Source organism: Thiosocius teredinicola (assembly GCF_002009425.1).
Taxonomy (GTDB): Bacteria; Pseudomonadota; Gammaproteobacteria; order Chromatiales; family Chromatiaceae; genus Thiosocius; species Thiosocius teredinicola.
On record NZ_CP019936.1, the window covers coordinates 2,208,573 to 2,228,357 of the forward strand.

Below are 19,785 nucleotides of genomic sequence, written 5' to 3' on the forward strand. Positions count from 1 at the left end.
CGCCTTGCAATGCTGGTTGACTCACACTGCCACCTCGACCGGGTGGATCTTGCGCCGTATGACGGCGATTTCTCCAAACTGATTCAATGCACCCGCGACGCGGGTGTTTCGCATATGTTGTGCGTATCGATCGATCTCGAGTCGTATCCGGCGATGCTGTCGCTGGTCGAGAAATACGACGATGTCTCGGTCTCGGTCGGCGTTCACCCGAACGATTTTGACCGGCGCGAACCGGATGTCGACGAACTGGTCGCATTGGCCAGGCATCCGAAGAACGTCGCGATCGGCGAGACCGGTCTCGACTATTTCCGTACCGAAGGTGATCTGGACTGGCAGCGCGAGCGCTTCCGCACGCACATTCGCGCGGCGCGTGAGGCACGCAAGCCGCTGATCATCCACACCCGCGACGCGCGCGAGGATACGATTGCGATCCTGCGCGAGGAGCAGGCCCAGGACGTCGGCGGCGTCATGCACTGTTTCACCGAGACCTGGGAAATGGCAAAGGCCGCGCTGGATCTGAACTTCTATATCTCTTTTTCCGGCATTGTAACCTTCAAGAATGCCGAGGAACTGCGAGAAGTTGCAGCCCAGGTGCCGCTGGACCGCCTGTTGATCGAGACCGATTCGCCTTATCTTGCGCCGGTGCCGCATCGCGGAAAACCCAATGAACCGCGTTTTGTCGAGAACGTGGCGCACAAGATCGCCGAACTGCGTGGCATGGATGTCAAAGCGCTCGCAGATCTGTCCGGTGACAATTTCTTCCGCCTGTTCAGCGCCGCGCAGCAGGCACCGAAACAACACGCTTGATGTACGCCTGAGGCGTGCTGTGCGACAAGGAGGTCGCATGTCCGTGGTTCATCTGCCGACTCATCCCCGCTGGTACCGTTTGGTGTACGCGATCATCGTGCTGATCGCCCTGTTCGTCGTGTTCATGCCGATTGCGTGGGGCCCGCGCTTTGCGGCGGCTATCGCGGTGTTGGCGATCGGCGTGATCAGTTGGCGGCACTACCGTCGGCGGACGCCTTCGGTGCTGTGGCTCGATGCCGACAGACATCTGCAGGTGTCGAGGGAGGGCGCCGAACGGCTGGGTGTCGTCGGCCTGCAACTGGGCATTGTCCGGCCCTGGCTGGTCACGGCGATCCTGGTTGACGAGCGGGGAGGCCGTTGGCCGCTGTTCGTGCCGGGCCGGGCACTGGGTGAGACTCACCATTGGGAGCTACGCCGGATGTTGATCGCTGCGCGACCCCTCAGCGCCGCGCCCGAAGCGCCCGTTCGGGGATCCGCCTAGTCGCCAGGCCGGCGCGGCGTGTAGTTGTCGGGAATCAGTACGGTCGGCGAAGCCTGGTTGTCGTCGCGGTCGGGGAAGTCGATGTTGTAGTGCAGCCCGCGGCTCTCGCGGCGGCGCTGGGCGGACTTGATAATCAGGTCGGCGACGTCCACCAGGTTGCGCAGCTCGAGCAGGTCGTTGCTGACGCGGAAGTTGCCGTAGTATTCGTTGATCTCGTGGCGCAGCAGGTTGACCCGGCGGCGCGCGCGCTCCAGGCGTTTGTTGCTGCGCACGATGCCGACGTAGTCCCACATGAAGCGGCGCAGCTCGTCCCAGTTGTGCGATACCACCACCTCTTCGTCCGAATCGGTTACCCGGCTTTCATCCCAGGGCGCCAGCACATGCGATGGCACGTCGCTGCGGTCCAGTTCCTTCAAGATATCCGCCAGCGCCACCTCGCTGAACACCAGGCATTCGAGCAACGAGTTGCTGGCCATGCGGTTGGCCCCATGCAGGCCGGTATAGGCGGTCTCACCGATGGCGTAGAGTCCATTGAGATCGGTGCGCGCCAGTTTGTCGGTTTTGACGCCGCCGCAGGTGTAATGGGCTGCCGGTACGACCGGCAACGGTTCCTTGCGCATGTCGAAACCGAGTTCCAGACAACGATGATGGATGGTTGGGAACAGGCGTTCGATCTCGTCGGCCGGCTTGTGGCTGATGTCGAGGTAGACGCAATCGATACCAAGCCGCTTCATCTCGTGGTCGATCGCGCGGGCGACAATGTCGCGCGGTGCCAGTTCGGCGCGCTCGTCGAACCGTTCCATGAAGCGGGTGCCATCGGGCAGCAGCAGCCGACCGCCTTCGCCGCGCACCGCCTCGCTGATCAGGAACGACTTGGCGGCCGGGTGATACAGGCAGGTGGGGTGGAACTGGATGAACTCCATGTTGGCGACGCGACAGCCGGCGCGCCACGCCATGGCGATGCCGTCGCCGGTCGCTACGTCCGGATTGCTGGTGTAGAGATACACCTTGCTGGCCCCGCCGGTCGCCAGCACGACGCAGCGGGCAGAGACCGCGACCACCTCGTCGGTCTTGATATTCAACAGGTAGGCACCGTGACAGCGTCTTTGCACCCGGCGGCCGTCGCGGTGCTCGGCGGCGACCAGATCGACCGCGATATGGTGTTCGAACACACCGACATTCGGATGTGAGTCGAGCTGACGGACGAGGGTGGATTCGACGGCGTGGCCGGTCGCGTCGGCCGCGTGCACCACGCGGCGGTGGCTGTGTCCGCCCTCGCGGGTCAGGTGGTAGCCCGAGTTGCCGGTCGCCGGCGTGCGTGTGAACTCCACGCCTTCATCGAACAGCCAGCGGATGTTGTCCGGGCCGTGTTCGACTACCAGCCGCACGATCTCTTCGTCACATAGCCCGGCGCCGGCGTCCAGGGTGTCCTGCACGTGCGAATCGACCGAGTCTCTGGCGTCGAGAACCGCCGAGATCCCTCCCTGGGCATACAGCGTGTTGCCTTCCTCCAGTTCGCGCTTGGCCACCAGTCCGGTCTTGACGTTGCTCGGCAGGCGCAGGGCCAGGCTGAGTCCCGCAGCGCCACTGCCGATGATGAGAACGTCGAAACTCAGGTTAGAAGGATGAGACATAGCATTGATGGTCCCGCTGTGAGCCGCCATAATCAGCGTTTATGGTTTGCAGGGGCCGTCCGCCCCGCAACTTAATTCCTACGAAGGTTAATCGCTACCGGTAGGTTGCGTCACGCGAGGCGTGGCAAAATCTGCCGTCTGGGCGAAAAACAGAACAATCCATGCCCGTATTGCTGCAATTTACAGTGCGTTCAGAACTTTGCCCGGCCGCCGTGGTCAATAGCGACATGGTGGCGCCGTGCCGCTCCGCGTTGTGGGGAGAAGCATCGGCGTGACGTCTGAGCGTGAAGCTGACCAAGCCCTGGTGGAGCGGGTTCAGCGGGGTGACAAGAAGGCCTTCGACGTTCTGGTGCTGAAGTACCAGCACAAGGTCGCGAATTTGATCTCGCGGTACATCCGTGACCAGGCCGAGGTGCTGGACGTCACCCAGGAAGCTTTCATAAAGGCTTATCGCGCACTGCCGAAATTTCGTGGAGACAGTGCGTTCTACACCTGGCTGTACCGGGTGGCGATCAATACCGCGAAGAACCACCTTGCGGCTCAGGCACGCCGGCCGCCGGGTGACGATATCGAGGCCGATACGGCCGAACAGATGGATATGGGCGCGCCACTGAAGGAAATGGACACGCCTGAGCGACTGGCGTTGCAGCGGGAGATCGCGAAGACCATCCAACAGGCGCTGGACGACCTGCCGGACGATCTGCGAACCGCGATTACGCTACGCGAACTCGAGGGATTGACTTACGAAGAGATTGCGCAAGCCATGGATTGCCCGATCGGCACCGTGCGTTCGCGTATATTCAGGGCTCGAGAGGCTATCGATGCCAAGCTCAAGCCATTGATGACACCCTGATTAAAGCGAGTTTGGGTGATGAACGAAAAACAAAGTGAACTGGTCTCGGCGTTGCTTGACGGCGAACTCTCGGTCGAGAGTCAGCAGCGTACCGTGTCTGCCATGCTGGCCGATGGCAGCGAAGATCTGGAAAGATTCGGCCGCTACCGCTTGATCGGCGACGTGATGCGTGGCGAATCGGCGGTGGCTGCGACTGAGATTTCAGCGCGTGTACGCGCCGCCTTGCAGGACGAACCGGTCGTGCTGGCGCCGCCGGCGAGCAAACCCAACTGGCTACGTCCTGTGGCCGGATTGGCGGTTGCGGCATCGGTGGCTACCGCAGCCGTGCTGATCGCACCGCAGATGATTTCGCAGACCGAACCCGCCATCGGCGGCGCACAGGTGGCTGCCGGCACAACCCAGCCGACGCTTGCACCGACACTGGTTGCATCAACACCCCAGCAAGCGGCGTTGCCGGTCGCTGCGGTCGATGTCAATCGCGACGGCGCCACTCGCTGGGAGGCGTTGGACGAACAGTTGGAAGACCGGCTGAATCGACTGGTGATCGAGCACCAGGAGTACGGCGGACGGACGGGAATCAACGGTCCGGTGCCGCACATCGGTTTGGCAGGTTATGAGGCACGCTAGTCGCTGGCTGGTTTATGCCGGCGGCCTGCTGCTGACGGCGACAGGTATCGCCGGCGAGTTGCAGCCGCATGTGCTGCTCGATCGCATGAACGATGCGGTACGCCAGCTCGATTACGAGGGGCGCTTCGTTATCGAGTCCGCCGACCGCATGGACGCGATGTATATCGTGCACCGCGTCGACGGGGGTGCCGAGAAGGAGCGTGTGGTCACACTGACCGGCAAGCCGCGGGAAATTATCCGCAGCGACAAGGCCGTCGCCTGTTTCGTTGCCGGCCGTAAACAACACGGTAACGTGGGACGCCGCGACGGTGGCCGATCTTTCTCGCCTTTGCAGGGCGTCAGCAGCGAACAGCTACAGAAGTTCTACCGCATGGAAATGCGCGAAGGTGCGCGCGTCGCGGGTCGGGATGCGCATCAAATTATGATCGAGCCGCTCGACGACCTGCGCTTCGGGTACCGCCTGTTCGTCGACGCGGAGACCGCGCTGCCGCTGCGATCGATGATGATCGACGACAAACAGCATGTGGTCTCGCAGATGATGTTCGTTGAGCTCAAGGTCAACGACGGTATCACCCCCATCGAACAAGATATCTCGGCGATGCAGTTGGCGCAGGTGGAGAATCCGGCCGAAGACGTCGACCAGGACAGACTGGTGCCGCCGGCATGGACGTTCGCTGAATTGCCGCCGGGCTTCCAGATGAACCTGCATCGTCGCCGGCCGGCAGCCGAGCCGGGGCAGCAGCGAGAGCACTTCGTTTTCTCCGATGGCCTGGCCTCCGTTTCGGTGTATGTGTTGCCGGAGTGGGGCGATCGGGATCTGTCGCGCGTCTCGCGACTCGGGTCGTCGCGCGCGGTCGGTCGCAAGGTCGACGGGCATGAAGTGATCGTCGTGGGTGAAGTGCCGATCAAGACCTTGCGCTGGTTTCTGGACGATATCCGGATCGCCAAGCAATGATCGAACAGGAGGCCACAGTGGTCCGCATTGATGGCGACACCGCTGAGGTCACTACCCGCCGCCAGTCAAGTTGCGGCAGTTGCTCGGCCAAGAGCGGTTGCGGCACGTCGTTGATCGAGGCGTGGTTTCCGCAACGTGTTTCACGTTTCCGTCTTAAGAACGATATCGGCGCACATGTCGGCGATACGGTTGTCGTCGGCCTCGATGAGAGCAAGCTGCGGCGTGGTTCGCTGCTGCTTTATGCCTTGCCGCTGGCCGGCCTGATACTGGGCGCGGTGTTAGGCGAATACCTGGCACAGCGCAGCGGTCACCCATCGGAACTCGGCGCGGTCGTATTCGGTCTACTGGGCCTGAGTGCGGCGCTCCTGCAGGTACGTCGCGTGACATCCGGTCTGGCGTCGCAGGGCGACAATGGTCTTAGGCTTGTGCGCGTGCTGCGCAGGTCGATTGGTATCAGTCCCGGCGACATCGCCAGACCAAAGGCGTAAGCAACGCGAGGGTTAGGGATTACGAATGAGTAAGAACGTGATGTTTCGAATGCAATCTTGGTTGGCCGGCGCTGCGCTGGTTCTCGGTCTGGTGAACGCAGCGGTCGCGCGCGACCTGCCGGAGTTCACCGAGCTGGCAGAAACCAACAGCGTATCGGTCGTCAACATCAGCACCCATCAGAAGTCGCAGGGCAAGCAGCGGTTGCCGCACGATTTCTCGATGCCGGATGTGCCTGAAGACAGCCCGTTCAATGAGCTATTCAAACGTTTCTTCGGCGATGAGCTGGATGAGTTCGCCGATCGTGAGAGTCGTTCCCTGGGGTCGGGTTTCGTCATCTCGTCCGACGGTTACATTCTGACCAATTACCATGTCGTTGACGGTGCCGACGAAGTGCAGGTCAGGTTCAGCGATCGGCGGTTTTACGATGCCAAGGTGATCGGCTCTGATCGCGCCAGCGACGTTGCACTGCTGAAAATCGACGCGGAAGGTCTGCCGACCGTGAAACTCGGCAGCAGCACCGATCTGAAAGTGGGTGAATGGGTGTTGGCCATCGGCTCGCCATTCGGCTTCGATCATACGGTGACAGCGGGTATCGTCAGCGCGAAGGGACGTAGCCTGCCGAGCGAGAACTATGTGCCGTTCATCCAGACCGATGTGGCGATCAACCCCGGCAACTCCGGCGGTCCCTTGTTCAATCTGGACGGTGAAGTCGTCGGGATTAATTCGCAGATCTACAGCCGCACCGGCGGGTTCATGGGGCTGTCGTTCGCGATCCCGATCGAGCTGGCGATCGGCGTGGCCGATCAGCTGCGCGAACACGGTAAGGTATCGCGCGGTTATCTGGGCGTACTCATCCAGGACGTCGATTACAATCTGGCTGAGTCCTTCGGTCTCGAGCAGCCGCGTGGCGCCCTGGTATCGCGCGTGATGCCGGACTCGCCGGCGGAAAAAGCCGGGGTCAAAGTCGGCGACGTGATTCTGGAGTTCAACAGCAAGCGGTTGCTCAACTCGAGCCAGCTGCCGCCCCTGGTCGGCATCACCGGCGTGAACGAAGAGGCGACCCTTAAGGTGCTGCGCAGCGGTGAGACGCTCGATATGCAGATTACCGTTGGTCGTCTGCCCGACGATGAGCAGAGTGCGAGCAATAAACCCGCCGAACCGCGCCCGGACGAGATCGAACAGCTGGGGCTGTCGGTGATCGACATCGATGCCGGCGTTCGCGAAGAGCTTGGCCTGGAAGACAAGGGCGGGGCCCTGGTCGGCAAGGTCGGTTCGGGACCGGCCGAGGATGCCGGCATTCGACGTGGCGATATCGTACTGATGTTTGATGGGGTGGACGTCGAAAACGCCAAGCACCTGCGCGAACTGATCGAGGCTGCCGGAGACAAACGCACCGTGGCCATTCTGGTGCGGCGTGGCGACAGTCCGCTGTTCATGGCGCTGCGCCTGAAAAACTGAGCGTCGGTGACGGAAAACCCGGTTTTCTACTATCGCAACGGCTGCCATCTCTGCGAAGAGCTGGCGGCCGTGTTGTTTCGCGGCTGGCCGGCGCAGGCGTCCGCGATGGAATGGCGAGACGTAGATACCGATGCGCAGTGGCAGCGGTTGTATGGCAATCGTGTGCCGGTCCTGTGTCAGGGTGAGGCCGTCGTCTGCGATCTGCAACCCGACCTGGAACGAATCAGCCAGTATTTCGGTGAGATGGCGAATCCGCTATAATCCGGCGACTTTACTGCGGTAGAGACCAGAACGGAACTTTCCGGTGGGAAGTTCCGTTTTTTTGCTCAGTGCTTTTCGACAGTAGGCGAGCTTGGCGGGCCTGAATGACCGATCTCAGTCACATCAGAAACTTTTCGATCATCGCGCATATCGATCACGGCAAGTCGACGATCGCGGACCGGTTTATCCAGGTTTGCGGTGGTCTGACCGAGCGCGAGATGGCGGCCCAGGTACTCGATTCCATGGACCTGGAACGCGAGCGCGGCATCACGATCAAGGCGCAATCGGTCACCCTGCACTACAAAGCCAACAACGGCGAGACCTACCAACTCAATTTCATCGACACCCCGGGGCACGTGGATTTCTCCTATGAGGTCTCGCGCTCGCTGGCGGCCTGCGAAGGGGCTTTGCTGGTGGTCGATGCGGCCCAGGGTGTCGAGGCGCAGAGCGTCGCCAACTGCTATACCGCGATCGAGCAGGGGCTCGAAGTGGTGCCCGTGCTGAACAAGATCGATCTGCCTTCGGCCGAACCTGAGCGCGTAGTCAACGAGATCGAAGAGATCATCGGCATCGAAGCGACCAATGCGCTGCACGTCAGTGCAAAAACCGGTTTGGGTATCCCCGAGCTGCTCGAAGCACTGGTCGAACAGATTCCGCCGCCGAAAGGTGACACACAGGCGCCGTTGCAGGCCTTGATCATCGATTCCTGGTTTGACTCGTATGTCGGTGTCATCTCGTTGATCCGGGTTGTCAACGGTGAGATCCGGCCCAAGGACAAGATGCTGGTCATGTCGACCGGCAGAATCTACCAAGTCGAAAAGGTCGGGGTGTTTACGCCGAAGCGTTTCGACAAGAAAGAGCTGACCACCGGCGAGGTCGGTTTCGTCATCGCCGGGATCAAAGAGGTCGACGGTGCGCCGGTTGGCGATACGCTGACCATCGACAACCGAAAGGCTACCGGACCGCTACCGGGTTTCCGGGAGGTGCGACCGCGGGTCTTCGCCGGTCTCTATCCTGTCAGTTCCGACGACTATGACGCTTTCCGCGATGCGCTGCAGAAACTGAAGTTGAATGATGCAGCCTTGCACTATGAACCGGAGACGTCGCAGGCCCTCGGCTTCGGATTTCGCTGCGGCTTTCTCGGCATGCTTCACATGGAGATCGTCCAGGAGCGCCTGGAGCGCGAGTACGATCTCGATCTGATCACGACGGCGCCGACGGTTATCTACGAAGTCGAGATGAACGACAACAGCGTGTTTCAGATCGACAACCCGGCCGCGTTGCCCGATCCCGGCAAGACGCGTGAGGTACGCGAGCCGATCATCGAGGCGCACATCCTGGTGCCGCAGGATCACCTGGGTAACGTAATCACGCTGTGCGTGGAAAAACGCGGTATCCAGAAGAACCTGCAGTATCTCGGTGGCCAGGTACAACTGGTTTACGAATTGCCGATGAACGAGGTGGTGCTGGACTTCTTCGATCGTCTTAAATCGGTGAGCCGCGGATACGCTTCGTTCGAATATGAGTTCAAACGTTTCCAGGCGGCGCCCTTGGTCAAACTCGATATCCTGATCAACGGTGAACGTGTCGACGCCCTGTCGTTGATCGTGCATCGTGACAATTCGGAATCGCGCGGCCGCGAACTGACTGAACGGATGAAGGAAATCATCCCGCGACAGATGTTCGAAGTCGCCATACAGGCGGCCATCGGCAGCAAGATCATCGCACGCTCCACGGTCAAGGCACTGCGCAAGAACGTCACCGCCAAGTGCTATGGTGGCGATGTGACGCGTAAGCGCAAGCTGTTGGAAAAACAGAAGGCGGGTAAGAAGCGCATGAAACAGGTGGGTAAAGTCGAGATCCCGCAAGAAGCGTTTCTTGCTGTGCTGCAAGTGGGTAAGGACAATTGAGCGGATTCAAAACCGGTCTTCTGTAGCCGACCGGGTCCGCATCCAGGAAATGACATGCAAGCGACCTTAGTAATCGGATTTTTTGGCCTGCTGGTATGGGTCGTCTTCGTGTATGGCATCGAGCCCGCGCTGGCGCTCGGCTCGTTGATTACCGGTATCGTCTGGTTGGTCCATCGCATTGCCAAAGGCAAGGCCGAAGGCAAACTGCCGCTGACCGTCGAATACGCGCGGTCGTTCTTTCCGATCTTCCTGATCGTGCTGTTGCTTAGGGCATTCCTGGTCGAGCCGTTTCGCATCCCCTCGGGTTCGATGATGCCGACCCTTCTTGTGGGCGATTTTATTCTGGTCAACAAGTTCACCTACGGCATTCGCATGCCGGTGACCAAAACCAAGCTGATTGAGGTCGGTGAGCCGGAGCGCGGCGATATCGTGGTGTTCCGCTTTCCACAGAATCCGCGCCTGGACTACATCAAGCGGGTAGTGGGGCTTCCAGGCGACACGGTGCGATACCGCGACAAGCATCTTTTCATCAACGGCGAGCAGATGCCGATCGAGTTGAACGGTCAATACCAGGCGGAAGGCTCCGGCATGCGCGCGATGGGGTCCAATATCGGCAGCGAACAGCTGGGTGATGTCGAGCATGCGGTCTTGATCAATCCGATGAAGCCGGATTTTGATCCGATGCACTGCAACTACCTGGGTCACCAGGAAAAAACCATCCCTGAAGGCCACTACCTGATGGTCGGCGACAACCGCGACGATAGTAACGACGGGCGGTGTTGGGGGCTGGTGCCGGAGGAAAACCTGGTCGGCAAGGCGTTTTTCGTCTGGCTGAGTTGGGACTGGAAGCGCAGCGGGTTCGTGGATTTCGGCCGAATTGGCTCGATTGGCGATTGATAAGTAAGAAGTTTTCAAGGTCGGCAATGGTTCTGCCGTTACATTCGGTACCCTTGATTGCAGGAATTAACCGATGAAATCGACATCGATGATCAAAAAACAGCGCGGAATGACCATGCTTTCCTGGATGGTCGTACTCGGGATAGCCGTCTTTTTCATTTTGATCGGCATCAAAATGATTCCGACCTATATGGAAAACCACGCATTGCAACAGGTGCTGACGGCGATGACCAACGATATAAAGGTTCGTCAGATGTCGCCGGCCGAGATGAAAAAGAACTTCATCAAGCGACTTAAGATCAACAGCGTCTACGAATTCGACACGAAGGCGATCACGATCAAGAAAGAGAAATTCGGAACCCGCTTTTCGGTCGACTACGAGGTGCGTAAACCGGTGGGAGGAAACGTCTTCATCGTCATGACGTTCTCCAATTCCACGCTGTTCCCTCCACCATGAAGCGATTGCAAAGACGCATCGACTATCAATTCAACGACGTCGGGCTGCTGGAACGTGCGCTGTCACACCGCAGCCTCGGCGCTCAGAACAACGAAAGACTCGAATTTCTCGGTGACGCGATCCTTGGCTTCGAGGTCGCCGACAGCCTCTACCGTCGCCTGACGGATGCGGACGAGGGCCAGCTCAGCAGAATGCGTGCGCACCTGGTGAAGCGCGAAACGCTGGCCGAGATCGCCCGTGAACTGCAACTCGGCGAGATTCTGCGTCTGGGCCCGGGCGAACTTCGTAGTGGCGGCCAGACCCGTGACTCCATTCTGGCCGATGCGGTCGAGGCCATCATCGCGGCGGTCTATCTCGACGGGGGCATCGATGCGGCGAGACTGCTGGTTCAGCGCTTGCTGGGCAAGCGCTTGACCGATCCGACGCTCGAAACCCGCCGCAAAGATCCGAAGACGCGTCTTCAAGAGCACCTGCAAGGGCTTGGGCGAGCGCTACCTGTCTACGAGGTCGTGGACATCAGTGGCGACCAGCATGACCAGACCTTTCGCGTGACATGTACTATTGATCTTGGTGGCGAAACCACCGGAGAGGGCGGCAGCCGTCGCAAGGCTGAGCAGGCGGCCGCGCGCCGGATGCTGAGCCGTCTTGAGGAACAGAACGTATGAACTACCGCAGTGGTTACGCGGTGTTGGTTGGCCGCCCCAACGTGGGCAAATCCACTTTGCTCAACCGCCTGCTGGGTCAAAAGCTGGCGATTACCTCGCACAAGCCGCAAACGACGCGTCACCGCATTGTCGGCATCCGCAGCGACGATGAGGGCCAGATTGTCTTTGTGGATACGCCCGGGATCCACGACCGGGGTGGCAAGGCGATGAGCCACTACCTCAACCGGGCGGCGCATACGGCCCTGCTGGATGTGGATTTGATTGTGTTCGTCGTACAGGCTCAGGTCTGGACCGAAGAAGACGAACAGGTGCTCAATGCGATCAAGCAATCCAAGTTGCCGACCCTGGCCGTGATCAACAAGGTCGATACGGTAACGCCGAAAGAGCAGCTGTTGCCGGTCATCGAATCCCTGGCGAAGCGTTACGACTTTGTCGACGTGATACCCGTTTCGGCGCGCAACGGAGACAATGTTGAAAGTCTGGCGAACGCCGTCCTTCAGCGACTGCCGGAAGGCGAACCGATCTTTCCGGAAGATCAACTGACCGACAGGTCCGAACGGTTCTTCGCCGCGGAGTTGTTGCGCGAACAGATCATCAGACGCTATCACCGCGAGCTTCCCTATGCGGTCACCGTCGAGATCGAGCGTTTCGAAGAAAGCGAAGACGGACGCTACAACATCGGCGCGGTGATCTGGGTGGAACGTGAAAACCAGCGCAAGATCCTGCTCGGCAAAGGTGGGCAGGCGATGAAGGAAACGGCGACCGCCGCACGCAAGGCGATGAATGAGTTCTTTCAGACGCGTGTACATCTCGAAGTCTGGATCAAGGTCAAAAAGAGTTGGTCGAGCGATGCGGCCAGCCTGGTCAAGCTCGGGTACACGGATTGATGCGGTGGCCGCGTCGAATGCGCTGAACGCCTATGTGTTGCACACGCGGCGCTACGGCGACAGCAGTCTCATTGCCGATCTGTACAGCCGCGAGCAGGGGCGCTTGGCGGCGGTTGCCAAAGGGGCGCTGAAAGCCAAGGGCGAACGTGTCCAGCCTTTTCAGGCGTACGCCATCGCGGTCAGCGGTCGTGGTGAAGTGCTGACGCTGACCGGTGTTGAGGCCAGCGACTCACCGCTTACCTTGCAGGGGCGTAAGCTGTTCTGCGGCCTGTATCTCAACGAGCTGCTGTTGAAGCTCACTGCCCGACAAGATCCCTGTGACGGCCTGTTCGATGACTACGCCGCGGCGCTGGGATCGTTGCACAAGGACGCGGCAATCGAACCGACATTGCGACGCTTCGAGGTGCGCCTGTTGCGCCACCTGGGGCTGGGCCTGATACTCGACAGAGACGTCAATGGTCAATCGATTGTTTCGGACCGACGTTACACTTACGATATCCATCATGGAGCGGCTCCGGTTTCTACCGGTGATAACGCAGTGTCGGGCGCGACACTGTTGGCGCTGCGCGACGATCTTGTGTTTGATGATTCCGGCCTGCGTGAGTCGCGTCAGCTGATGCGGCGCGTGCTGCATCATCATCTCGATGGGCGACCATTGCGCAGTCGGGAACTGTTCCGTTGATATCAGGCACGTACGCCGTTTGAACCAATGAACTTCAGATGAAACGATACGAAAGACTGCTGGGCGTGAACATCGATCACGTGGCCACCTTGCGACAGGCTCGCGGCACACGCTATCCGGAACCGGTCCAGGCGGCATTGGTCGCCGAACAGGCAGGTGCCGATTCGATTACCTTGCACCTGCGCGAAGACCGCCGCCATATCCAGGATCGCGACGTCGACATGCTCGCCGACATTTTGCAGACGCGTATGAACCTGGAGATGGCCGCGACGTCAGAGATGTTGGAGATCGCCAAACGCGTGCGGCCCGCGGACTGCTGCCTGGTACCGGAACGCCGCGAAGAGTTGACCACAGAAGGCGGTCTCGATGCTGCGTCGAGCGTGTCGTATCTTAAAGACTATTGTGCCGCGCTTGCCGATGCCGGCGTGCGTGTCTCATTGTTCATCGATGCCGATTCGCGCCAGCTCGAAGCAGCGACTGAGATCGGTGCGCCGGTTGTCGAGATCCATACCGGCCACTACGCGGAGGCCGCCAATTCGGTCGCGCGGCACGACAATCTGGCGCGCATCGCGAATGCCGTCTCGCAGGGTCTGCAACTGGGTCTGCAGGTCAACGCCGGACACGGGCTCGACTATCACAACATCAAGGACGTCGCCGCCATCGATGGCATCCTGGAATTCAATATCGGTCACGCGATCGTCAGTCGTGCGGTTTTCAGTGGCCTGCATGCCGCGGTCGCGGATATGAAAGCCCTGTTGCAACCGCCTGAGGGCTGATCCCAAATCAAGGGTTGTCGGCTTCGTAGGACTCGAGTTCGATAATACGTTGGGCTTCGTGGATCACGCGTTCAAGCAGCATGCTGACGGCAGAATCGTCTTCCAGCGTAATCGCCGGCTGCAGCTCTCCCAAGGCGTGGTACAACGCCGGCACGCCACAGACTGCCGAGGCGCCGTGCAAGCGGTGCGATAACTGCCAAAGCTCCGACCAGTTCTTTTCGGTGAGGTTCTGACGCAGCGCATCGATGGTTGTCGGCAGTTCACGACGCAGCTCTTCGAACAGCTTGCGCGCAATGCTTTCCGAGCCACCCGCAATCCGCAGCGCCTGCGCTTGGTCGCGCACCGGCCAATCGTTCTCGGGCAGGGTCTGCGCGCTGGCATTGATGAAGCCGGCCTGTCCGCTGCTGCCGTCGACCAATTCGACAACGGTCTTGCGCAGGTCTTCATCGCTGACCGGCTTGATCAGAAAACGCTGGATGCCGGCGCGCGCGATCTCGCGCTGATTGCGTTCCGCGACATCCGCGGTGAGCGCGATGATCGGTACCGGTTTGCCCGGGTAGAGCGATTGGATGCGGCGTGCCGCCTCCAGACCGTTCATGCGCGGCATGTGAACGTCGAGAAATGCCATATCGATCGGATGTTGCCGGGCCAGTTCCACCGCTTCGTCGCCGTCGGTCGCCTTGAGTACTTCGGCACCCATATCGGTCAGCAGGTGAACGATCAGTTGCAGGTTGATCGGGTGGTCATCGGCGGCCAGGCACAGCTTTCCCTGCAGCACATGCTGGTGGTCGACGGGCGCGTTGTCCGATGGTTGGGTGTGATTTGCGGATACATTCTGCGGCGCCACTTTGCCGGCCCGCAGACAACCGCGGAGGCTCTCCTGCAAGTGATGCAGTTGCGGTGGCTTACTCAAACAGAAGCGGGCGCCCGCGGCAACGAACCGGTTCAGCACCTCTTCATCCGAACTCGATACCAGGGCGATGACCGGCAACGCCTGCTCGCCGCTCAGCCCTCGAATCTGCTCGAGGCACTCGCGGATATTGTCTTCGTCATCGTTGCAGCCGAGTGCGACCAGGGCGTAGCGATCGAGCTCGAGGGTGGGTATTACCGAATATTGCGGGTAGTCGTCGACTGCAAGTCCCATGTCGTTGAGCGAGTTGCGCAAAGCGATGCGCGACAGATCGTGTTTTTCGATCAACAGACCGCGACGGTTCAGGGGCGGCGAGTGACGAACCGGTGGTGCATCAGGGTCGAGGTCGAGCTTGATGGTTACCCGAAACACTGAGCCCTCACCGAGTCGGCTGGTGACGTTGACATGGCCGTCCATCGCTTCGGCCAGCGAATGACAGATGCTCAGCCCCAGCCCGGTGCCGCCGAACAGCCGGTTGGTAGTCGAGCTACCCTGGTCGAACGCCAGAAACAGGCGTTGCTGCTCGCCGAGGGGTATGCCGATGCCGGTGTCGCTGACAGCGAACGTGACCCCGATCTTGTGCGCCTCCTCCTCGTCGAGCATCACCCGCACGACGATCTCGCCACGGTCGGTGTACTTGACGGCATTGCTGACCAGGTTGTTGATGATCTGGATGATGCGGGTCTCATCGCCGACCAGGTGGTCGGGCACATCGTTGTAAACCATGGACACCAGTTCCAGGTGCTTGGCATGCGCCTGCGGCGCCCACAGGGTCACGGCGCTCTCGACGCATTCGCGCAGACTGAACGGCTCGTGGCTGAGCACAAGTTTGCCCGACTCGAGCTGGGAGAAATCCAGGATATCGTCGACGATACGCAGCAACGAGCTGGCGGATTTCTGAATGGTCAGCACGAAATCGCGCTGCTTGTCGTTCATCTCCGTCTTGGCCAGCAGGCGGGTGAAGCCGATGATGCCGTTCATCGGCGTGCGGATCTCGTGACTCATATTGGCCAGGAACTCGGATTTGGCACGGCTTGCCTCGATCGCCCGGCGGCGCGCCAGATCGAGCTCGGCGTTGCGGATCTCGATCACCTCCATGCTCTCCTGGGCCTCGCGCGTGGCCTGCTCGATGCGTTCCTGGAGCAGTTCCTGGCCGGCGGCGATCTCCTGGGCCATGGCGTTGAAGCCTGCCTCGAGTTCACCCATCTCACCGCGGGCAGCGTTGGGGATCTGTACGTTGAGTTCGCCTGCACGTACCCGCTGCATGGCGCGGATGACGACCGCGATCGGGCGCAGCATGTGGCGCAGGCGATCGGCGGCAACGATCAGGCTGACGGCGAGTCCGCCGAGGACGACCAACAGGCCGGCGACCGCGAGATTGGGCTGGTCGGCGCCGAGCCAGGCATAGACGCCGAAACCGCCCAGCGCGGCCAGCGACGGCGCCAGGGTAATGAAATAGGTGCGATAATAGATGCTGTCCGAGCGGAAGACTTTTGGAATTTTCAGCAAATCGGAGCCCCGGCGAATCGAATCTGGCCTCAAACGCACAAGTTTGGCAGATACTACCTCGTTTTGGCGTAATCGATTGTTTAAACTGAGCCGATGAAGTACCCCACGATTGAATCCTGTGTCGGCAATACGCCCCTGGTGCGGTTGCAACGGCTACCCGGCGATACCAGCAATACCTTGCTGGTCAAATTGGAAGGCGACAACCCGGCGGGATCGGTCAAAGATCGTCCGGCCCTGTCGATGATCAAGCACGCCGAGGAACGTGGCGACATCAAACCGGGTGACACGCTGATCGAGGCGACCAGCGGTAACACCGGCATCGCGCTGGCAATGGTCTGCGCGATTCGCGGCTATCGCATGATCCTTATCATGCCGGAGAATCTCAGCGTGGAAAGGCGGGCCTCGATGCGCGCTTACGGCGCCGAGCTGATCCTGGTGACGCGTGAGCAAGGCATGGAAGGGGCGCGCGACCTCGCGCTGCAGATGGAACGCGAGGGAAAAGGCAAGGTGCTGAACCAGTTCGCCAATCCGGACAATCCGCTGGCGCACTACGAAACCACCGGTCCGGAGATCTGGCGGGATACCGGCGGGACGGTGACCCATTTCGTCAGCGCCATGGGCACCACCGGGACCATTACCGGCACCGCGCGTTACCTTCGGGAACAGACGCCACGTCCGCAGATTATCGGTGTGCAGCCGGCCGAAGGGGCCTCGATTCCGGGTATCCGTCGCTGGCCGGTGGAATACATCCCCGATATCTTTGATGCCTCGCTGGTTGATCGCGAGATGGACGTATCCCAGCCAGAGGCCGAGGAGACCACGCGGCGACTTGCGGCCGAAGAGGGTATCTTTTGCGGCGTATCGTCCGGCGGTGCCGTGGCTGCCGCGCTGCGTCTGTCGGAAGAGGTCGAGAACGCGGTGATCGTCGCGATCGTCTGTGATCGGGGTGACCGCTATCTGTCGACCGGCATCTTTCCCTCGGAATAGTCATGCGTTTCTCGGTGCTCGCCATCTCGTCGGTTCCGGATACCGCAACCACGCGCGATCTTTTCAATCTGCACGACCTCGACGACAAGTCGGTATCCAAGGTCCTGTTTCACCGCCGCAAGCAACAGACGGGTTCGAACGAGGACCTGCGCTGGGATCAACGCGCGATCGCCGGCATGACCCTGATCCAGCACTCGGTCGACAACGTGCATCTGACATCGATGCACGCCGGGCAGAACAGCGAAGAGGACATGCTGCAGGCGTTCTACAAGGCAACGCTGCGCGACGGTCGGGTGGTTTCGTGGGACGGCAGCAGGCTCACCATTCCGTTGATCCATTTCCGCACGCTCAAACATACGCTCAGCTTTCCCGCCTACTGGCAGGCATTGCGCGAAGGCACCGACATTCATCTCGATATCCAGCGCTGGTTGTCGCCGACCACCACTGATCTGCCGGCGCTCGATGAGACGTCGCGCAAGCTCGGTTTTCCGGGTCTGCTCAGCCATGATGAAGACAGCGTGATTGCCGGCTGGATGAAGGGTAACTACGACAACGTACAGGCCCACAGCGACATCGTCGCGCTCAACACCTATCTGCTGGCATTGCGGCTGTTCACGGTAACCGGTGATATGAGTCGGCACGACAGCGCCCGGGTGATCGTCAAGTTGCGCGACGCCCTGGCAAAGAGCGAGCAGACACATATGGCGGAGTTTCTGGCTGCCTGGGGCGAGGCCTGAATGGGTGGAAGGCGCAGACGAGCACGGCCGCCGGAAGGCGAGTTCGATGCAGTCATCGATAGCGTGGGTCACGACGGCCGCGGGGTAGCCAGGGTCGACGGCAAGGCCACGTTCATCCACGGCGCACTGCCCGGAGAGCAGGTCAAGTTCCGTTATCTGCAGCGGCGGCGCAACCATGACGAAGGCCAGGTCGTCTCGGTCATCAGCGCATCGCCGGATCGGGTCGAGCCGCGCTGTGCACACTACGGCGTGTGCGGTGGATGCAGTCTGCAGCATCTTGATTCGGCGGCCCAGGTGTCAGCCAAACAAGGTGTATTGCTGGATAACTTTCGACAGATCGGCCGCGTCGCGCCCGACAGCATTCTGCCGCCACTGGTCAACGACGAGCCATGGGGGTATCGGCGCAAGGCGCGGCTCGGCGTCAAGAACGTCACGCGCAAGGAAAAAGTGCTGGTCGGCTTTCGCGAGCGAGGCTCCAGCTATGTTGCCGATCTGGCGCGCTGCGAGGTGTTGCATCCGCGCGTCGGCACGCTGCTGCCGGCGCTGAGTGCACTGATCGAATCACTGAGTATCAACAACCGTGTGCCGCAGATTGAAATGGCCATGGATGACGATCGTTGCGTGTTGATCCTGCGGCTTCTGGAACCGCTCAGCGGCGAAGACGAGCAGGCGTTGAACCGCTTTCAGCAGACCAACGACGTGGTGTTCTATCTGCAGCCGGGTGGGCCGGATTCAGTGGTGCCGCTGTCGGCTGAGGTCGACCTGCGTTACGCCTTGCCCGATTACGATGTCACGCTGTCATTCCTTCCCGGCGACTTCACCCAGGTCAATACCGAGATCAACCGCAAGATGGTGGCGCGCGCCTTGGATCTACTGGATCCGCAGCCGGATGACCAGGTGCTGGACTTATTCTGCGGTATCGGCAATTTCACGCTGCCGATCGCGCGTAGCGCGAACGCGGTGGTCGGCGTCGAAGGCGATGCGGGTTTGGTGGAGCGCGCGCGGGCCAACGCCGAACGTAATGGATTGCACAACGCCACCTTCTACACGGCAGACCTATACGGCGAACTGCAGGCCGAACCGTGGATGAAACAGCGTTTCAACAAGGTGCTGCTGGATCCGCCGCGCAGCGGTGCACTGCAGGTGCTACCGTATCTCTCGGTTATGGGCGTGCAGCGCATTGTGTACGTGTCCTGTTATCCGGGCACCTTGGCGCGCGATGCGGGTGAGTTGGTGGGCAAGTATGGTTACCGTCTCGTCAGTGCCGGTGTCATGGATATGTTTCCGCACACGGCGCACGTCGAATCGATCGCCTTGTTTGAGAAGGGGTAACTGTGGGACAGGAGATTGAACGCAAGTTCCTGATCAAATCGGATGCGTGGCGCGCACAGGTCGGCGAAAGTACACGCTTGATCCAGGGTTACCTCGCGCGCGGCGAACAGTCTGCGATCCGCGTACGGATCAAAGGCGACAAGGCCGAACTCAACATCAAACAAACGGTCGACGGCATCCACCGCCTGGAATACGAATACGAGATTCCACTCGACGACGCGCAGGAGATCCTTGACCGGGTTGCCTTGCGACCTTTGATCGACAAGACACGGCACCATGTGTCCATAGGCCGGCACCTGTGGGAGATCGACGAGTTTCACGGTGAGAATGCGGGCCTGATCGTCGCCGAAATCGAACTCGACGATGCGGATGAAGCCTTCGAGCGGCCGGACTGGCTCGGCGAGGAAGTGTCGACCGATCAACGCTATTTCAACAGCAGCCTCAGCGCGCGTCCGTACACCACATGGTGAG

Annotated in this window: 21 protein-coding genes; 19 read left to right on the plus strand and 2 right to left on the minus strand. The window is 60.5% G+C overall.

The window, feature by feature from the left end; translation table 11 throughout:
• The first annotated feature begins 9 nt into the window (after positions 1–9).
• Positions 10–807, plus strand: coding sequence for a TatD family hydrolase (locus B1781_RS10635; RefSeq protein ID WP_078119647.1), 798 nt, complete (start codon positions 10–12; stop codon positions 805–807).
• A gap of 37 nt (positions 808–844) precedes the next feature.
• Complete coding sequence (locus tag B1781_RS10640; RefSeq protein ID WP_078119648.1) at positions 845–1,288, plus strand: hypothetical protein; 444 nt, start codon at positions 845–847, stop codon at positions 1,286–1,288.
• Here B1781_RS10640 and nadB read toward each other — a convergent pair.
• A complete protein-coding gene (gene nadB, locus B1781_RS10645) occupies positions 1,285–2,922 on the minus strand; it encodes an L-aspartate oxidase (protein ID WP_078119649.1) in 1,638 nt (545 codons plus the stop codon). The two genes, B1781_RS10640 and nadB, sit on opposite strands and share 4 nt — an antisense overlap.
• A 271-nt stretch (positions 2,923–3,193) precedes the next feature.
• Between nadB and rpoE the strand changes: the two genes are divergently transcribed.
• The 13 genes from rpoE (at position 3,194) to pdxJ (ending at position 13,839) form a co-directional block, all read left to right on the plus strand.
• Positions 3,194–3,775, plus strand: coding sequence for an RNA polymerase sigma factor RpoE (gene rpoE / locus B1781_RS10650; RefSeq protein ID WP_078119650.1), 582 nt, complete (start codon positions 3,194–3,196; stop codon positions 3,773–3,775).
• A gap of 18 nt (positions 3,776–3,793) precedes the next feature.
• Positions 3,794–4,402 carry a sigma-E factor negative regulatory protein gene (locus B1781_RS10655; protein ID WP_078119651.1) on the plus strand — a complete coding sequence of 203 codons (609 nt, stop codon included), beginning with the start codon at positions 3,794–3,796 and terminating at the stop codon, positions 4,400–4,402.
• Positions 4,389–5,357, plus strand: coding sequence for a MucB/RseB C-terminal domain-containing protein (locus tag B1781_RS10660; RefSeq protein WP_078119652.1), 969 nt, complete (start codon positions 4,389–4,391; stop codon positions 5,355–5,357). Before B1781_RS10655 ends, B1781_RS10660 begins: the two co-directional genes overlap by 14 nt.
• Entirely contained in the window at positions 5,354–5,845 is a 492-nt protein-coding gene (locus B1781_RS10665; RefSeq protein ID WP_078119653.1) for a SoxR reducing system RseC family protein, read from the plus strand. Before B1781_RS10660 ends, B1781_RS10665 begins: the two co-directional genes overlap by 4 nt.
• A 37-nt stretch (positions 5,846–5,882) precedes the next feature.
• The gene (locus tag B1781_RS10670; protein ID WP_408646372.1) at positions 5,883–7,304 is read left to right on the plus strand and encodes a DegQ family serine endoprotease; all 1,422 of its coding nucleotides are present in this window, start codon (positions 5,883–5,885) and stop codon (positions 7,302–7,304) included.
• Between the two features lie 6 nt (positions 7,305–7,310).
• A complete protein-coding gene (locus B1781_RS10675; RefSeq protein WP_078119654.1) occupies positions 7,311–7,565 on the plus strand; it encodes a glutaredoxin family protein in 255 nt (84 codons plus the stop codon).
• A gap of 104 nt (positions 7,566–7,669) precedes the next feature.
• Positions 7,670–9,475, plus strand: a complete 1,806-nt coding sequence (lepA, locus tag B1781_RS10680; protein ID WP_078119655.1) for a translation elongation factor 4 — start codon at positions 7,670–7,672, stop codon at positions 9,473–9,475.
• A gap of 108 nt (positions 9,476–9,583) precedes the next feature.
• Positions 9,584–10,372 (plus strand): signal peptidase I, encoded by a 789-nt coding sequence (lepB, locus tag B1781_RS10685; RefSeq protein WP_334223984.1) that lies wholly within the window; start codon positions 9,584–9,586, stop codon positions 10,370–10,372.
• A gap of 73 nt (positions 10,373–10,445) precedes the next feature.
• Positions 10,446–10,829, plus strand: a complete 384-nt coding sequence (locus B1781_RS10690) for a DUF4845 domain-containing protein (RefSeq protein WP_078119657.1) — start codon at positions 10,446–10,448, stop codon at positions 10,827–10,829.
• On the plus strand, positions 10,826–11,494 hold the full coding sequence (gene rnc / locus B1781_RS10695) for a ribonuclease III (RefSeq protein WP_078119658.1): 669 nt from the start codon (positions 10,826–10,828) through the stop codon (positions 11,492–11,494). The genes B1781_RS10690 and rnc overlap by 4 nt, the downstream gene beginning before the upstream one ends.
• Positions 11,491–12,381, plus strand: a complete 891-nt coding sequence (gene era / locus B1781_RS10700) for a GTPase Era (RefSeq protein WP_078119659.1) — start codon at positions 11,491–11,493, stop codon at positions 12,379–12,381. Before rnc ends, era begins: the two co-directional genes overlap by 4 nt.
• A gap of 4 nt (positions 12,382–12,385) precedes the next feature.
• Positions 12,386–13,063 (plus strand): DNA repair protein RecO, encoded by a 678-nt coding sequence (gene recO, locus B1781_RS10705; RefSeq protein ID WP_164513335.1) that lies wholly within the window; start codon positions 12,386–12,388, stop codon positions 13,061–13,063.
• A 38-nt stretch (positions 13,064–13,101) separates the two neighbouring features.
• Positions 13,102–13,839 (plus strand): pyridoxine 5'-phosphate synthase, encoded by a 738-nt coding sequence (pdxJ, locus tag B1781_RS10710; protein WP_078119661.1) that lies wholly within the window; start codon positions 13,102–13,104, stop codon positions 13,837–13,839.
• Positions 13,840–13,846: 7 nt separating this feature from the next.
• On the opposite strand, the gene B1781_RS10715 is transcribed toward pdxJ, so the two are convergent.
• Positions 13,847–16,258, minus strand: a complete 2,412-nt coding sequence (locus B1781_RS10715; RefSeq protein ID WP_164513336.1) for a response regulator — start codon at positions 16,256–16,258, stop codon at positions 13,847–13,849.
• 93 nt (positions 16,259–16,351) lie between these two features.
• On the opposite strand from B1781_RS10715, the gene cysM reads away from it, so the two are divergent.
• The 4 genes from cysM to B1781_RS10735 are packed head-to-tail and all read left to right on the plus strand — an operon-like array spanning position 16,352 to position 19,784.
• Positions 16,352–17,245, plus strand: a complete 894-nt coding sequence (gene cysM / locus B1781_RS10720) for a cysteine synthase CysM (RefSeq protein ID WP_078119663.1) — start codon at positions 16,352–16,354, stop codon at positions 17,243–17,245.
• 2 nt (positions 17,246–17,247) lie between these two features.
• Positions 17,248–17,982, plus strand: a complete 735-nt coding sequence (locus B1781_RS10725; protein ID WP_078119664.1) for a hypothetical protein — start codon at positions 17,248–17,250, stop codon at positions 17,980–17,982.
• The gene (rlmD, locus tag B1781_RS10730) at positions 17,983–19,314 is read left to right on the plus strand and encodes a 23S rRNA (uracil(1939)-C(5))-methyltransferase RlmD (protein WP_078119665.1); all 1,332 of its coding nucleotides are present in this window, start codon (positions 17,983–17,985) and stop codon (positions 19,312–19,314) included.
• A 2-nt stretch (positions 19,315–19,316) separates the two neighbouring features.
• Positions 19,317–19,784, plus strand: coding sequence for a CYTH domain-containing protein (locus tag B1781_RS10735; protein ID WP_078119666.1), 468 nt, complete (start codon positions 19,317–19,319; stop codon positions 19,782–19,784).
• Position 19,785 lies beyond the last annotated feature (1 nt).

Coding starts and splice junctions, on each gene's coding strand:
- B1781_RS10635 (WP_078119647.1), top strand. CDS start 10: ATGCTGGTTGACTCACACTGCCACCTCGACCGGGTGGATCTTGCGCCG.
- B1781_RS10640 (WP_078119648.1), top strand. CDS start 845: ATGTCCGTGGTTCATCTGCCGACTCATCCCCGCTGGTACCGTTTGGTG.
- nadB (WP_078119649.1), bottom strand. CDS start 2,922: ATGTCTCATCCTTCTAACCTGAGTTTCGACGTTCTCATCATCGGCAGT.
- B1781_RS10655 (WP_078119651.1), top strand. CDS start 3,794: ATGAACGAAAAACAAAGTGAACTGGTCTCGGCGTTGCTTGACGGCGAA.
- B1781_RS10660 (WP_078119652.1), top strand. CDS start 4,389: ATGAGGCACGCTAGTCGCTGGCTGGTTTATGCCGGCGGCCTGCTGCTG.
- B1781_RS10665 (WP_078119653.1), top strand. CDS start 5,354: ATGATCGAACAGGAGGCCACAGTGGTCCGCATTGATGGCGACACCGCT.
- lepA (WP_078119655.1), top strand. CDS start 7,670: ATGACCGATCTCAGTCACATCAGAAACTTTTCGATCATCGCGCATATC.
- B1781_RS10690 (WP_078119657.1), top strand. CDS start 10,446: ATGAAATCGACATCGATGATCAAAAAACAGCGCGGAATGACCATGCTT.
- rnc (WP_078119658.1), top strand. CDS start 10,826: ATGAAGCGATTGCAAAGACGCATCGACTATCAATTCAACGACGTCGGG.
- era (WP_078119659.1), top strand. CDS start 11,491: ATGAACTACCGCAGTGGTTACGCGGTGTTGGTTGGCCGCCCCAACGTG.
- pdxJ (WP_078119661.1), top strand. CDS start 13,102: ATGAAACGATACGAAAGACTGCTGGGCGTGAACATCGATCACGTGGCC.
- cysM (WP_078119663.1), top strand. CDS start 16,352: ATGAAGTACCCCACGATTGAATCCTGTGTCGGCAATACGCCCCTGGTG.
- B1781_RS10725 (WP_078119664.1), top strand. CDS start 17,248: ATGCGTTTCTCGGTGCTCGCCATCTCGTCGGTTCCGGATACCGCAACC.
- rlmD (WP_078119665.1), top strand. CDS start 17,983: ATGGGTGGAAGGCGCAGACGAGCACGGCCGCCGGAAGGCGAGTTCGAT.